We start from the raw sequence: 14850 nt of genomic DNA, 5'->3' as shown, positions 1-14850 counted from the left end.
CTACGCGGCTTCGCAGCCTCCGGGACAGCGCAGCGTTTCAGGACTGGAAGCACATTCGGCGCAGTAAAGGGTCAAAGTGCGGCAGCTGGGATTGGAGCAGTTCTCAAATTTGTTGGTGGGCCCAGCACAGCGGACGCATTCACCGATGGTCTTGGCGTCCTCGCTGAACTCCACGTGCATGCGCTTGTCAAAGACATATAGGGAACCTTCCCACAGGCCTTTGTCCTTGAACGTTTCGCCGTAGCGGACTATCCCGCCATCCAGTTGGTACACCTCTTTGAAGCCCCTGTTGACCATCAGGCTGGACAAGACTTCGCAGCGGATTCCACCGGTGCAATAGGTGACGACCGGCTTGTCCTTGAGGTCGTCGTACTTGCCCGAGTCCAGTTCCTTGATGAAGTCGTGCGTGGTGTCCACGTCCGGAACGATCGCATCCTTGAACTTGCCGATCTGTGCCTCGAACGCGTTGCGGCCATCAAAGAACACCACGTCCTCGCCACTGGACTTCTTCGCATCCACCAGCGCGTGGAGTTCCTCCGGCTGCAGGTGTTTGCCGCCGCCCACCACGCCGTTGTCATCAACCTTCAGTTCCCCGGGAGCACCGAACGACACGATTTCATCGCGGACCTTGACGCTGAGGCGCGGGAAATCTGCGGCGCCTCCTTCCGACCATTTGAAGTCGATTCCGTGGAAGCCCTTATATTCACGCGTGGTCTTGACGTACTGCTTCATGTTGTTCAGTTCGCCGCCCACCGTGGCGTTGATGCCGTCCTTCGAGATGAGGATCCGGCCGGTGAGCCCAAGTTTCTCGCAGAGGGCGCGCTGCCATAGACGCACGGCGTCAGGGTCGGCGATCGGGGTAAAGCCATAGAAGAGCACAATTCGGTTCAAAGCCACTATTCAAGGGTACTTGGTGCAGTAAAATCGCCGGCCTGACGGACTGCCGGTACAGCCCGCCAAGAGGAGAAGTCACAATTCCATAAGCAACCATGCCGGGACCGATCCGGCTCTGTTGCTTCATGGTGCGCTGGCATACTCTCTCTACATGAGTCCAGACGCCTTGGTTGAAGACATTGCGCACCTCTTGGAAGTCTGGGTAGCCGGCTGGTCCGGCTGCCGCGGCTATGAGTCACGCCAAGAGGGCCGCTTCCCTGCTGCGCTTCGCGCCGACAAGACCGGTGACTGGGAGTATTTCGCCCACGATCCCTCGGACGAAGAGTTCACCGCCCTGGCGGCTAAAACCGCGGAGGCTCCCACCCGGATCCTGACGGTCCTCACCAACGATGTCCAACGCTACAAGTACCTGGCTGAGCAGCACGGGCTGACTGTGACGTCCGCATCCCAAACCATGATGATCGTGGACATGGAAACCCAGGATTCCGAGGACCCCTGGCTGCCGGATGACGATCTTGAACTTGCTACCTCCGAATCCAACGGGGTCCACTACGCGGTAGTCCATTCCGGCGAGCAGGTAGCTGCCAGCGGACGGGTCTTCGTGGTGGACGGCACTGCCGTCTTCGACAAGATCGTTACCGAACCGGACTTCCAACGGCGCGGCCTGGGCAGCTTCATTATGAAGGCCCTCGCCGCCCAAGCCTTCTCTCACGACGTTGAGAACGGCCTTTTGCTCGCCTCCCTGGACGGTCAGAAGCTCTATTCACACCTCGGCTGGGACGTGGTGGGCCACGTCCTGATGATGTCCGCCAGTGGTACCGAAGGGTCAGATCTTTCCGGGGTATAGTTTCTCGCTCCGACGGCTTATTGAGCCAGGTTCGACGGCGGTGCCCTTGGGTGCCGCCGTTCGCCGGCCCGCAGAGTGACAGAATGATTCGGTGGCTGCACCTCATTCATTGATCTCCCTGCTGGGCCGGACTGCGGATCCGGAGCAGCTGCGCCATGTCCACACCATCCCCGCCCGGAAAGCCGTCAACGAGCCTTGGCCGGGCTGGGCCCACCCCGACGTCGTGGGCGCCTATGAGGCACTGGGGATCCAGGAACCGTACCGGCACCAGGTCCAGGCCGCGGACCTCGCCCATTCCGGTCAGCACGTGGTCATCGCCACTGGAACGGCTTCCGGAAAGTCGCTCGCCTACCAACTGCCCGCGTTGGACGCGATACACCGTTCCGAGCTGCGCGTCCTCTCCGATCCCGGCAAGATCCATGACGACGGCGCAGTCACCCTGTACCTGTCCCCCACCAAGGCTTTGGCCGCCGACCAGCTCGCGGCGATCCGCGCGCTGAAGCTGCCAACCGTGCGGGCGGAAACGTACGACGGCGACACCGATATTGCATCGCGCCGTTGGATCCGCGATCACGCGAACTTCATCCTGGCCAACCCGGACATGCTGCACTTCGGAATCCTGCCCAACCACACTTGGTGGGCAAAGTTCTTCCGGCGGCTGCGCTACGTGATTGTGGACGAGGCCCACAGTTACCGCGGTGTTTTTGGCTCCCACGTGGCCAACTTGATGCGGCGGCTCCGGCGGATCTGTGCCTATTACGGTGCAGGGAACACGTTTCCCGAGCCGGTGTTCATTGCCGCGTCTGCCACTGCCTCCGACCCCGGAGTTTCTTTTGGGCGGCTCATCGGTGCCCCTGTCAGGGAAGTCTCCGAGGACTGCTCCCCACATGGTTCCACGACGGTCGCGTTCTGGGAGCCGGCGCTCACAGACGTCAAGGGTGAGAACGGTGCCAAACAGCGGCGAACCGCCGTAGCGGAGACAGCGGACATTCTGGCAAACCTCGTCTCCTCGCGCGTCCGGACCATCGCCTTCATTAAGTCCCGACGTGGTGCCGAGTCCATTGCCTCCATCACCAAGCGACTCCTCGATGAGGTGGACCCCAGCCTGCCGGGGCGTGTTGCAGCCTATAGATCCGGATATCTGCCCGAAGAGCGGCGTGCCCTGGAGCAGGCGTTGCGATCCGGCCAGTTGCTGGGGGTCTCCAGCACGTCCGCTTTGGAGCTCGGCATCGACATCTCGGGGCTTGATGCCGTGCTGGTTGCAGGCTGGCCCGGCACCCGCGCCTCCCTTTTCCAACAGATTGGACGGGCCGGCCGGGCCGGGCAGGACGCCATCGCGGCTTTCGTGGCCAGCGACGACCCCTTGGACACGTACCTGGTGAACCATCCCGAGGCCATCTTTGATGTGTCTGTGGAAGCCACTGTCTTTGATCCCGGAAATCCTTACGTCCTTGGCCCCCATTTGTGTGCCGCTGCCGCTGAGCTGCCTATCGGGCCGGCCGAGCTTGATCTCTTTGGCCCCACCTCCGAAGGGCTGCTTGACCGTCTTGTGGTCCAGGGATACCTCCGCAAACGGCCCGCGGGATGGTTCTGGACCCATCCGGAGAGCGCCGCGGGAATGGTCAATCTCCGCGCCGACGGGGGTGGTCCGGTAAGTATCGTGGACGCCGAAACGGGCTCTCTCCTGGGGACCATGGACTCTCCGCAAACCCACTATCAGGCCCACACAGGTGCCATCTACGTCCACCAAGGTGATAGCTACCTGGTGGAGGACCTCAACGAGGCCGACCATTGCGTGATGGTGAGACGGGTCAACCCCGACTTCTACACCACCGCCCGCGACGTCACCCAGATCGAAGTCCTTGAAACGTTGCGCTCGGTCCAGTGGGGCGACATCACCGTGCATTTCGGCGACGTCAAAGTGACTACGCAAGTTGTGTCCTTCCAGCGCAAGGCCTTGATTTCCAACGAGATCCTCGGCGAAGAACCCTTGGAGCTGGGAGCCCGGGATCTCTTTACCAAGGCCGTCTGGTTTGTAGTTGATAACCGTTCCCTTCACGGTGCAGGACTGGTGGAAGCAGAGTTCCCTGGGGCACTTCATGCCGCTGAACACGCTGCCATTGGGCTCCTCCCTTTGGTGGCTTCCAGTGATCGCTGGGACATCGGCGGTGTTTCCACGGCCCTCCATGCCGACACCGGGGTGCCCACGATCTTCGTTTACGACGGACATCCAGGCGGCGCAGGCTTCGCCGAGCGGGGCTTTGAAAAGGCCCGGATCTGGTTGACGGCAACCAAAGAAGCCATTCAGGCCTGCGAGTGTGAGGCTGGCTGCCCGTCCTGCGTCCAGTCCCCCAAATGCGGGAACAAGAACAATCCGCTGGACAAGGCAGCCGCCATCAAACTCCTGGGTGTGTTGTTGAAAGACGCCATCTAGAAACCCCTGTCCTGCGGATTTCAGAGGGCTGGACCGGACCCAAGCGGGGAGCTTCCAGGGAAGCTATTCGTACAGACGGTCCTGCCGGTGCTACGGAGGTGGTCCTGCCCGTGCCCGTCCCGTGGCGGCTCCCCAGTCAAAGGGGTGATCCAGCTCGGTGGCAACGTCAACCACCATCCCGCCGGTCACAGTGCAGGACGTCATGGTCGCCCCGTGCTGCGCCACGACACCGGAAGCCACAGCGCATGGTTCCCCAGATGTCAGCCCTCGGGCAGCATCTGCGGCTGCGAGCGCCCCCAGGTCTGCCGCGGATGCCGCCCTTGAGGCCAACACACCTGCCTGGGCCAAGACGAGTACGCCGACAAGCAATGCCATCACCACTGCGCCCAATGTCAGAGCAAGAACGGTTCCTGCCCCGCGTTCGGAGTGCACAGGCACTGGTAACGGGTTCATGGAAGACCGGCACCTGAACCAACGGACCACGCCCCGGCTGAGCTGGCGCCGCCTGATTCTGCACGGGCAGAAGCCGATGCTGTCAGCGTCCAGGGGATGAGCGGCCCCATGGCGCCCCCGGCCCGGGATGAGACGGTGACCGTGAGCCATCCCCCGCCGTCGGTCATGGAAGAGGTAGCGGTGTCGCCTGCAAGGCGCCTGACAATTCCTTCCACGGTGGCACCCGTCTCGCCCCGCGCGGAGGCCCTGGCTCCTGCGGTGGCAGCTTCCTGCAATCGCAGTTGTGTTATGCCCGCAGCGCCGCCTGCCAGCAGGAACGCCAAGAGCAAGACCACCGCGGGTAGGGCAACGGCGAACTCCGCGGTTACTGCGCCCAACTCCGCCCCGTCCTTCTTCCGGCAGGACGGTGATCCGGCGAGGACAGCAGATGGACTCCCGACGGCAGGCAGCACGTGCGTCATGGCAAGGACAAGGCCGTGCGGATCAGGTTGAGCAGGAAGCTGCGGACTTCTTCGCTCCGAAGGATGACCACCAGCAGCCCGGCGAGACCCACTGCAGCGAGGGTAGCTATGGCGTACTCTGCAGTAGCCATGCCGCTCTCCGAACCCAAAAGCATGGCACGTGTCCGGAGTGGCTCCCGGCTCCTCCACAGGTTCCTCCGATGACGCCGAGCCGGCCGCCGCCGGAACAAACCCTGATCCTGCAGGTCCATGCTGGCCGGCACGGCCAGCACACCGTGTGCACCCGCCAGGTCAATGTCCGTTCCGGCGGTGATCCGGACGCCCGCTTGCCCAATGCCGGAATCCCTGAATTCCTCCAGTTCAAACTGCTCGATTCCAAAACTCCTCGTGCCAGGATTCCCGCCAACCGCGGCTCGATAAAGCGACACTCGTTCCCGGCCCGCAACACGGCGGCCCGGACGGCGGTCAGGACGACGGTCAGGACGACGGGCAGATCCGGCCCTGAATAGTGATTTCACAGTGGATTCCTTTCAAGAAAAGCCAGCGGGTCCGCCGGCTGATTCAACTCTTCCGTGACCCGGCACGGCCCGTAAGAAGCGGATTCCCCCAAGTGGATAATCCCTCCGAACCGCCAGGATGTGGAGGAGAAGTGGGCACCGTCCGCAACTGCTGTGCGCAGGTCAGCATGGACGGTTTCATCCGGCCGGAAGCATGGCGATCAGGACCGGCACGATCCCCAGGCAGATGAATGCCGGCAGGGAACACAGGCCGAGGGGAACGACGAGTTTGACTCCCAGGGCAGCTGCTCTCTTCTCTGCGGCCCGGAACTGTTCGCGGCGTTCCCTGGCAGCCTGCGCGTAGAGGATCGATGCTGAGGGAGCGCCCGTTAGGGCTGCGAAAGCCAGCGCCTCTTTGAGGCGCACCACTTCAGGCTCGTGCTTGGTGGGGGTCCGCCAGGCTGTCTCCCAGTCCGCTCCAATGGCCAGTGCGGCAACGACTGGCCTGAGTGATTTCCTGATGGGCGGTGACGCGCATCCGGCAATAAGTTCAAGGGCCCGGCCGATTCCAGCTCCGGCGTCAAGCATCGACGCCACCAGTTCCAGCATCATCGCGGTATCGCGGAGACCGTCGGACGGACCTTTCGAATCAGTTGGATTCGTGGTGTGCGGGCCTGCCCCGGGCTCAGGCGAGGTGGTGTGGGCATTTCGAATCAGCAGGCGTGCCCTCGAGCGCCGTGGTCCGGCGTACCAGATGGAAGCCGCCAGCCCCAGGACCATGACCATCGCCAACACTGGCGCACCGGTCATCACGCGTTCCCCGCTGCTGAGGCCACCAGTCGTGAAGACCAAACGCGGCCGGCCACCGTCAGGATCAGTCCGGCAGCGAAGGTGGCAACTCCCAGAACGTTGTCCAGCAGGATTCCCAGTGGATCCACGCCCAGGGCCATCCCCAGCACCAAGCCGAACACCGGGAGCCAGGACAACAGCTTGACGGTAGCTTTTGGCCCGGCGAGCGCAGTTTGCCGGGCTGCTTCAGCATCTTCCTCGGCTTCCAACTGGGCGGCAAAGCGGGTGAGGAGGTCAGCAAGCGGACAGCCGCTGGTTTCTGCCACTTCCAAGCAGGCCGCCAGTTCCATCCACACGCGTCGTTCAGAACTCCCGCGCCGGGGATAGATCCGTGCGGCAATATCCCGGATTGCCTCAGCCGAAGAGTTCCCCAGACTCGAAGCTCCCCTTGCAGCAGCCACCACCAGCAGAGACTCTTGGCTAAGTGAAGCAGTCCCCGGCCCTACCACCGTGTCCGGGCCGCCGCCATCGTTGGTCAGACGCGGACTATGAACCATCCAGAGTTCCTCCCACAACCGGGACGTTCCCCGCCCGCCACGTAGCAAGGCCGCGAGCTGTTGCACGAGCACCACAAGCGGAAGGGGTTCGGGACGTTTTCGCCGTTTCGGGTGACGGAGCCTCACCCCTGAACGGACACCTAAGGCAGCGCCACCGGCCACGGCATGCGGCTCTCCCAAGGTCTTCCGCAAGCGTCGGACATCAACACCCCTACCCCGAAAGTGCTGCCAGGCAGCCAGCGCTGCAACGAGGACAAAGGCACCGATCATGGGGTGTGCCGGGGACTCGGCGACCCGCTCGCTCCGGCCCAGTCCATACCTGCAGGTAATGCGGGGGCGAGCCTGTCGGCGAGCGCCGGCCATGCGGGCCCACACGTCATTCCTGCTTGATTCCAGTGGAGTGCGGTGACCACCCTCTGGTCTTCGGGAGTGTCAGTCAGCACTCCTATGGACGCCACTTTCCGTCCTGTCGGGGTTCGGTCCACGTGAATAACGACGTCCAAGGCACTGGATACCTGCAGCCGCACGGCTTCCGCGTTCAGTCCGGCCAGCGCACCGAGGGCCACCAGCCGGGCGGGCACGGCCTCTGCCGTATTGGCGTGGATGGTTCCGCCGCCCCCTGTATGGCCGGTGTTGAGGGCTGTGAGCAATTCACGAACCTCAGCGCCCCGGCATTCTCCGACGATCAGCCTGTCCGGCCTCATGCGCAGTGCCTGACGGACCAGTTCGCCGAGGTCCAGGGCACCTCCGCCTTCGAGGTTTCCATGCCGGGATTCAAGGGTTACCACGTGAGGATGCACCGGGTTGAGTTCGGCGGCATCCTCAATTAGTACCAACCGCTCCGTCGGCTGGCTCAAGCCGAGCAGGGTGGACAGCAGGGTGGTCTTTCCCGAGCCTGTGGCGCCGCTGATCAGAAAACTCAATCTTTGGCTGATGATGGCCCTTAGAACCCCTTCCACCTGCTCGGAAAACATGCCGCTTTCCCTCAACTCGGGCAGGGTGAACACGTTCTCACGGCGAATACGGATGGAAAGGAGGGTTCCCGACGTGGATATCGGCGAGAGAACCGCGTGCACCCGGTAGCCGCCGGTGAGCCGCACATCTACGCAAGGGGACCCATCATCCAGTCGACGCCCACCGGCCGATACCAGCCGGGACGCCAATGACCGGACCTGTTGCTCAGTATCGAAATGCACTGATGACTTCTCCAGTCCTTTCCCGCGGTCCAGCCATACGGAATGCGGGCCGTTGACGAAGATGTCTGTAACAGCAGGGTCCTGGGCCAACTGCTGGAGGGGTCCCAAACCATTCAATTCAGCATTGATGGACTCGGCGGCCTCCAATGCACCGGCGGTACCCAACAGCCTGCCGCTTGCCTGCACCGCTGCTGCGACCGTGGAAGGCGTCACCGGCCCGTTCCCCGCGAGCACAGACTCCCGCACCGTCTCCAGGAGCAGGGAATCGAGCTTCCGGCCCTGCCTGCGCCGTGTTCCCTCGAACGGATTCACTGAAGAGCGCCGTTCAGTTCCAGCACGGACATGGCAAAACGGTTGATGGGCCTGCGCTGGCCAAGTTCGAGGATGCGTCCCAATTCCGTCCCGGCCGCCACTCCCCTCATTTCAGGAATGACACCCAGCAGGGGTAGTCCCAATGACTCGGCAATGAGGGCGGCATCCACGGAGGAGGCGCTGCTGCCACGAATCACCAGCCCTGCGTCAATGGGCGGGAGTTCGCTGAGGATGCGCCCGGCTGCTACTGCGGATTTGAGCTGGGCTTTGGCGAGCAGGACCATCTTGTCGCAGTCCCACGCAAGATTCCGCACTCCTTCGCCACTGCGCCCGATGTCCACCAGGATCAGCTCAAAGCTGCGTCGTGCGGCGTCCATGACGGCAGCCACTGCCCGCGCATCCGGGCTGTGGATCGCGTCCCTTGTACCGGGCCAGGATAGGTAAGCGAACCCGCCTGCGAAAGGGAGGGAATCCCGAAACTGCCCGGAATCGATACTTCCGCGGGTTTCAGAGAAATCGGGCCATTTGAGTCCCGGAATGTCCTCGGCCGTGATAGCCAGTTCCAGGCCGCCGCCCCAAGGATCGCCATCAATGAGCATGGTGCTGACACCATGGTCCGCAGCCGCTTGTGCCAGCCAGATACTTGTAGTGGTGGCGCCCGCGCCGCCACTGCCACCGATGATCCCCATGACCGTGCCCCCAGGGTCCGGTGAGCCGGACATACTGAGGTGTTCGGCCAGCCAGGCAGCAGCTTCGGGAAGGACGGCAACCCGTTCAGCGCCGAGGGCAGCGGCCAACTCCCAGAGCCCGTCCCCGTCCGAAGCCCTCCCCAACATCACCGTGGGTGAGCGTCGCCGAGGAGGCAACTCCCGGACATCGCTACCCACCAAAACGACGTCCGCGCTGTCCCACCCGTGCACGGCCTCGGTCACATCGGTGGCGGTGGTGAGGCTTCCACCAGCAGCTGCCACAATCCGTTTGGCTTCTTCCTGCAGATAGGGGTCTGCGGAGACGAGCAATATCCCGGCAGCGTCTTGTGGGACCCAGGCTCCGTCCATGTCCGGTTGCACTTGAAGGTTGGTGGGTTGCCTGTGCCGGCGATCTCGCTTGGTCATGGATCCACCATCGTGGACCTGGTGGAACACCATAAGGGCATGAAAACCGTATGTGCACAACTTGGACTGGAACCACCTGATGGGCCATCGCCTGTGGAGGACAAGTGCCGGGGCATCACAGCGCCCGCACACAAGGCAGAATGGAGACCATGTATTTGCTGCTCGCCGCCCACCCGGAAGGCGCAGCCATACAAAGGATCTCCCCCACCGGAAGGGCAACGGCTGACGCGCGTGTAGTCGCCCGTGGTGAGTTGCCCGGCGTCGTGCGTGAGTTCGAAACCCAGCGGCCACGCTGGGTGTGGCACCGCGCCCAGGACTGGTATCCGGAGCTCCTGACGCACGGGGTCGAGCTGGAGCGATGCCATGACCTGGCGTTGTGCGGAGCCATCCTGGCGCACTCGGAATTCACAGCCGGGACTGACTATGCCAAGCATGCGGTCAAGCTCACCCAGGACGACGACTCAACGCCGCCGCGCGTCCTCCAGCCGCCGCCACCTCCAGCGGACCAAGGAGCGCTGTTCGAGGACTTGTTGCCAGCCACCCCCAAAGCGGGGCTGGCCGAACTCCGGGAGGAGTTCGCGGCCCAACAGCACGCCATCTCCGAGGTCTCCGAGGCACAACAGCAGAAACAACGCCTCCAACTGCTGCTCGCCGCCGAATCGGCCTGCGCGATCATCGCCATTGAGATGCAGCACGCCGGCGTCCCCTGGCGCGAAGAGTTGCACCAGCAGATCCTCGCCGACGTCCTGGGACCCAGACCACCGCACGGACACCGGCCGCCGGCGCTCGAAGCTCTCTGTGCCGAGCTCAGGAGTATCCTCAACTCACCCAGCCTGAATCCGGACTCCCCGCAGGACCTCATGCGCGCCTTGCACCGGAACGGGATCGAGGTGAAAAGTACCCGCCAATGGGAACTCCAGGAGTCGAAGCACCCTGCCATCCAGCCGCTGCTGGCGTACAAGAAACTCTCCCGGCTCCACACGGCCAACGGCTGGGCATGGCTGGACGCCTGGGTGCGTGACGGCCGGTTCCACCCCGAGTACGTGGTGGGCGGAGTGGTGTCCGGCCGCTGGGCTTCACGCGGTGGCGGCGCACTGCAGATTCCGCGCAACATCCGGGCGGCGGTCCATGCGGATCCGGGTCATAAGCTCATCGTTGCCGATGCTTCGCAGCTGGAACCCAGGGTCCTCGTGGCGCTGGCCCAGGACACCAAAATGGCCGAGGCTGCGCGGGATAAGGACCTCTACGCGGGCATCGCCGCCCAAGGCTTCGGCGGTGACCGTGCCAAGGCCAAGATTGCGCTGCTGGGAGCAATCTACGGTGCCACCACGGGGGAATCAGGCAGGCTCATGCCGCAGCTCACGCGGACCTACCCCCGCGCCGTCGGATTCGTGGAGCAGGCAGCCCGCGAGGGCGAGGCAGGGCGGACAGTAACCACGCGGTTGGGCCGGAGCAGCCCGCCGCCGTCCGCCGGTTGGTTGCGGAGCCAGCAATCCACCACCGCCGAAGAACAGCGCCGCGCCGACAACCTGGCCAGGTCCCGTGGCCGGTTCACCCGCAACTTCGTAGTCCAGGGCTCGGCTGCTGAATGGGCAGCCTGCTGGCTGGCAGAATTACGACGACGGCTGCGGGCTTCGCGCGCCGAAGGCTCACCTATTGGTGAACTGGTCTTCTTCCTGCACGACGAAGTGATGGTCCACGCCCCGGACGACGCGGTTGATGCCTGTATCCAAGCCATCGAAGAGGCGGCCGCCGCGGCCAAGGAGCTCATGTTCGGGCGCATCCCGGTCGAATTTCCGGTGACCGTCGCCGTCGTCGAGTCCTACGACAAAGCGAAGTAGCCGCACAGTACCCACAACCTCGTGGACTATCCAGTCATATGCCGCCATATGAGCCGGAATGACCGGTACCGCCAAGTAACTTTTGTTCTCCCCCGGTTCTGGCTACTTTCACTATGTGGATACGTTGCTGGTCCACATATGTGTGCGAGGAAGCATCAAGGGGGAGCATCAATGGCTGGCAGGTTTGAAATTCTTCAGGACAACGACGAAATGTACCGGTTCCGCCTGACCGCGGCCGACGGAACCGTCGTGGCCGAATCACCGACGTTCAGACACCTGGAGGGTGTCATTGCAGGCATCAACGCCGTCCGAGAAAACGCTGCCACCGGACTGGTAGTGGATCGTTCGACGGCGGCGCGCAAGGCCGCCTGACAGCGAACCAGCGCTGCTGTCATTTTCAAAGTCGGCCGCGTTCGCTCCCTCGGAGGCTGCCATTGCTTCGCGACATGGTTGCAGTAATTCCCGTCACCGTGCACGTCATCGTGCGGGTTCTTACGTACATGGCCTTGGCCAGCAAGCGCGCGGAACATGACGGCGGGATTCCCAGACACGGAGATCGACCGGCTTACGGGCAGCCATTCTAGGGCGTGTAATAGCCACGCTCGCCTGCGCTCCCGGTAGGGTGAGTTCATTTATGGGGGCCTGTGCTGTGCGCGCACTGATGCATCCAGGACACACTCCATTGGAGGAAAAACTGTGCATCGACGGGAAGAACCGGACACCTTGATCAACTCGGAATCCCAAGGTTCAGGGAGCCACTGGGTACAGATAACTGAGCAGAGACGCCTTCAAGCCTCTCCCCTGCCCGACCGCGAACAGCCAGTCTGGGAAGGCAGTCGACTTCGCAGAAGGCTTTTGATAAAGCGCTCCGCAGCCATACTGGTCATCGGAACCGTCACCGCATTGCTAGGTTGGAGCGTAATTGCTGGCATCAATCATGCAACGGCCACCTACACCACCATCGAGGGAACCGTTACGGCACAAACGGAAAGTCCGCGTAGCCGCACGGCCTCCTGCCAACTCGACATGAGCTACACCGTAGATGGGCAAGAGCTGCACAGCGTCGCCCAAAACTAATGCTTACTGCAACACCCTGCCACCGGTTGGATCGAACGCCAGGATCAACGTCGCCTAATCTGATCCTCACGATATCTGGCTCGACGGTATCGATGATGCGGGCCATCCAAACCCCATACTCTTTGCGGTGTTTCTTGTGGTGGCACCGCTCGCCATCGCTTTCGCGCTCTGGACGGAACTCACCGATTTTGGTGCAGCCCGCCGTCTCGTCGCCTCAGGTGTTCAATGGCGGAAAATTAGAGCCACGGTTGTAAGTAAGTCCGGTGGCCAAGCTGGCGTTATTCTCTGGCTAAAGGCAGACAGCGTCTCAGGAGAACCCAGCACCTTTGGTATTTTCTACCGATTCTTTAGCCCCGTTGGACCCGTACGCAAAGGGGACATCGTGGAGTTGAGCATAATCGCCGATGGACAAAGGCATGCACTCCTTTGGAGACCAGAAATCCAAGACGTCGACCTTATACATACAAACCAACCACCTGCGTTTGTGGCCTAGCGGACTCTTCCACTCGCGCTGGCACCTCCATAGTTGCTTCGACGCAGTTGCTTCGACGCTACTGTCCGGAAGAGGATCGGCTTACGGGCGCTCAATCGGCAGCCGAGAGATTTTCGATCCAAGAGCTGTGCGACAGGGATATCCAAAAGTTGGCTGCTGCACCTCGCCCCGTTGCGCAATATGCAGAACTTGTCTCGATACTAGGCAGGTTCGGGCTGCGGCTCTGGGTAAACTCGCAGTCAACGGAAGGAGCCTCGCATGACAAAGCGGAAAATTCACGGCGTCTGGGTGTTGTACCTAATGCCGATCTTCCTGCTCTTCGGCTTGGTCATGTGGCTCATGAAAGATGTCCTGAATTGGTTCTGAGAGTCCGATAACGGATCGGAACCACAGCGGACACCTGCTGCTAGAGGTCGATGTCCCGCAGTTTGTCCGTGTCCCAGGGAACGGTCCAGCCCAGTTCATCAAAGAGCCCGCTGAGGACCATCCCCGTGAAGCCCCACACCAGCACGCCATTGACCGTGAACCCGGGACTGGTATACGTGCGGCCGAAGCGGGTGATGGTGGCGGTGACGCGGTTGGCAGGATCCAGGAGATCGCGCACCGGCACCCTGAAGACCTGCGCGGATTCGGCGTAGTCCACCACGCGGACGGGCGATGGCGCATCCCACCAGCCCAGCACAGGTGTCACCCGGAAGTTGCTGCGGATCAATCCGAGCTCGGGGATGACGCCGAGGACGCGAACGCCGCTGGCGTCCAGTCCGGTTTCCTCTACGGCTTCGCGCAATGCGGCGGCCACTACCGATTCATCCTCCGGGTCCACCATTCCACCAGGGAAAGCTACCTGGCCGGGGTGGTCGTCGAGGGTGTGTGCGCGCTCCAACAGCAGGACGTCAAGGTCTGCAGGAGCTATGGGCCGCCCGGACTCAGCCGGTACGTCATCCAGCACGCCGAACAGCATCAGGACAGCGGCCGGCCGGTTGGTCTCCGGTATGACGGGCAACTTCTCCCAGAGAGCCGAATGCTGTTGCTGACCTTCTTCAAAGCGGGTGACCAGCGCGGACAGTTCCTCAAGCGCGGTCACCCGGGCCTCCTTTGTGATTCCATGCGGATCTCCGCGGCCCTGTGTGTCTCGGCCAGCAGCTTCTCCAGCAAAGCTTCGTTGCCTGGCGCGAGCTCGTACTTCAGCAGCTTGGCTGCCTTGACGGGATCCGTTTCGCCCTCGCCGTAGCTCGGGCAGAGACTCGCGACTGGGCAGGCACCACAGGCCGGCTTCCTGGAATGGCAAACCCTGCGTCCGTGAAACACCACCCGGTGGGAGAGCATGGTCCAGTCGCGGGGTTCGAACAATTCAGCGACGTCGAACTCGGTCTTCACGGGATCGTCCGACGCCGTCCATCCAAAGCGGCGGGCCAGCCTGCCGAAGTGAGTATCCACCGTGATCCCGGGAATCCCGAACGCATTGCCCAAAACCACGTTCGCGGTCTTTCGCCCAACACCCGGGAGCGTCACCAAATCTTCGAGGCGTCCCGGGACCACGCCGTCGTACTCATCCACAAGCCGGGTGCTAAGCGCCAGTACGTTCCGCGCTTTTGCCCGGAAGAAGCCCGTGGGCTGAAGGATGGTCTCAAGCTCCAAGGGATCCGCTTCAGCCATGGCACGGGCATCCGGATAGCGCGCAAACAGGACTTTAGTGACCTGGTTGACCGCCACGTCAGTGGTTTGGGCGGAGAGGACCGTGGCCACCACCAGCTCAAAGGGGTTCCTGAAATCCAACTCCGCATGGGCGTAGGGGTACTTTTCAGCGAGAACCCTGTTGATCTTGCGTGCCCGGCGCTTGAGCGCGAGCAGCGAACCAGCTTCAGCGATGGCCACGACGTCCCT

Annotated in this window: 14 protein-coding genes and 1 pseudogene; 5 read left to right on the top strand and 10 right to left on the bottom strand. The window is 62.7% G+C overall.

Annotated elements, in window-relative coordinates; translation table 11 throughout:
* The gene (gene trhO, locus M1D51_RS04400) at positions 1–897 is read right to left on the bottom strand and encodes an oxygen-dependent tRNA uridine(34) hydroxylase TrhO (protein ID WP_172323924.1); all 897 of its coding nucleotides are present in this window, start codon (positions 895–897) and stop codon (positions 1–3) included.
* 148 nt (positions 898–1045) lie between these two features.
* Here trhO and M1D51_RS04395 point away from each other — a divergent pair, with 148 nt between their 5' ends.
* Both M1D51_RS04395 and M1D51_RS04390 read left to right on the top strand, forming a co-directional pair.
* On the top strand, positions 1046–1741 hold the full coding sequence (locus M1D51_RS04395; protein ID WP_172323923.1) for a GNAT family N-acetyltransferase: 696 nt from the start codon (positions 1046–1048) through the stop codon (positions 1739–1741).
* A 91-nt stretch (positions 1742–1832) separates the two neighbouring features.
* On the top strand, positions 1833–4175 hold the full coding sequence (locus M1D51_RS04390) for a DEAD/DEAH box helicase (protein ID WP_458108677.1): 2343 nt from the start codon (positions 1833–1835) through the stop codon (positions 4173–4175).
* A gap of 90 nt (positions 4176–4265) precedes the next feature.
* Here M1D51_RS04390 and M1D51_RS04385 read toward each other — a convergent pair whose 3' ends face one another.
* From M1D51_RS04385 to M1D51_RS04375, 3 genes and pseudogenes are all read right to left on the bottom strand, one after another.
* A complete protein-coding gene (locus M1D51_RS04385; RefSeq protein ID WP_458108676.1) occupies positions 4266–4628 on the bottom strand; it encodes an Rv3654c family TadE-like protein in 363 nt (120 codons plus the stop codon).
* Positions 4625–5089, bottom strand: coding sequence for a TadE family type IV pilus minor pilin (locus M1D51_RS04380; protein WP_172323920.1), 465 nt, complete (start codon positions 5087–5089; stop codon positions 4625–4627). The genes M1D51_RS04385 and M1D51_RS04380 overlap by 4 nt, the downstream gene beginning before the upstream one ends.
* Positions 5086–5250, bottom strand: a pseudogene (locus M1D51_RS04375) (DUF4244 domain-containing protein); the annotation flags it as partial. The gene M1D51_RS04380 and the pseudogene M1D51_RS04375, both read right to left, overlap by 4 nt.
* Positions 5251–5289: 39 nt before the next feature.
* On the opposite strand from M1D51_RS04375, the gene M1D51_RS04370 reads away from it, so the two are divergent.
* Entirely contained in the window at positions 5290–5598 is a 309-nt protein-coding gene (locus M1D51_RS04370; RefSeq protein ID WP_172323912.1) for a hypothetical protein, read from the top strand.
* Positions 5599–5784: 186 nt separating this feature from the next.
* On the opposite strand, the gene M1D51_RS04365 is transcribed toward M1D51_RS04370, so the two are convergent.
* The 4 genes from M1D51_RS04365 to ssd form a co-directional block, all read right to left on the bottom strand.
* Positions 5785–6396, bottom strand: a complete 612-nt coding sequence (locus tag M1D51_RS04365; protein ID WP_458108675.1) for a type II secretion system F family protein — start codon at positions 6394–6396, stop codon at positions 5785–5787.
* The gene (locus tag M1D51_RS04360) at positions 6396–6932 is read right to left on the bottom strand and encodes a type II secretion system F family protein (RefSeq protein WP_253951505.1); all 537 of its coding nucleotides are present in this window, start codon (positions 6930–6932) and stop codon (positions 6396–6398) included. The genes M1D51_RS04365 and M1D51_RS04360 overlap by 1 nt, the downstream gene beginning before the upstream one ends.
* A gap of 266 nt (positions 6933–7198) precedes the next feature.
* Complete coding sequence (locus M1D51_RS04355; protein ID WP_458108674.1) at positions 7199–8440, bottom strand: TadA family conjugal transfer-associated ATPase; 1242 nt, start codon at positions 8438–8440, stop codon at positions 7199–7201.
* Complete coding sequence (ssd, locus tag M1D51_RS04350) at positions 8437–9555, bottom strand: septum site-determining protein Ssd (RefSeq protein ID WP_458108673.1); 1119 nt, start codon at positions 9553–9555, stop codon at positions 8437–8439. The genes M1D51_RS04355 and ssd overlap by 4 nt, the downstream gene beginning before the upstream one ends.
* 149 nt (positions 9556–9704) lie before the next feature.
* Between ssd and M1D51_RS04345 the strand changes: the two genes are divergently transcribed.
* Positions 9705–11396, top strand: coding sequence for a bifunctional 3'-5' exonuclease/DNA polymerase (locus tag M1D51_RS04345; protein WP_458109543.1), 1692 nt, complete (start codon positions 9705–9707; stop codon positions 11394–11396).
* 171 nt (positions 11397–11567) lie between these two features.
* Entirely contained in the window at positions 11568–11768 is a 201-nt protein-coding gene (locus M1D51_RS04340) for a YegP family protein (RefSeq protein WP_172323916.1), read from the top strand.
* Positions 11769–13372: 1604 nt separating this feature from the next.
* Here the strand turns inward: M1D51_RS04340 and M1D51_RS04335 are convergent.
* Positions 13373–14050, bottom strand: coding sequence for an NUDIX hydrolase (locus M1D51_RS04335; protein WP_458108672.1), 678 nt, complete (start codon positions 14048–14050; stop codon positions 13373–13375).
* Complete coding sequence (gene nth, locus M1D51_RS04330) at positions 14047–14841, bottom strand: endonuclease III (RefSeq protein ID WP_458108671.1); 795 nt, start codon at positions 14839–14841, stop codon at positions 14047–14049. Before nth ends, M1D51_RS04335 begins: the two co-directional genes overlap by 4 nt.
* Positions 14842–14850: the final 9 nt, after the last annotated feature.

Source organism: Arthrobacter sp. R3-55, assembly GCF_054161505.1.
Note: the sequence above shows the minus strand (reverse complement) of the source record. Positions and strands in the feature narration are given on the sequence as shown.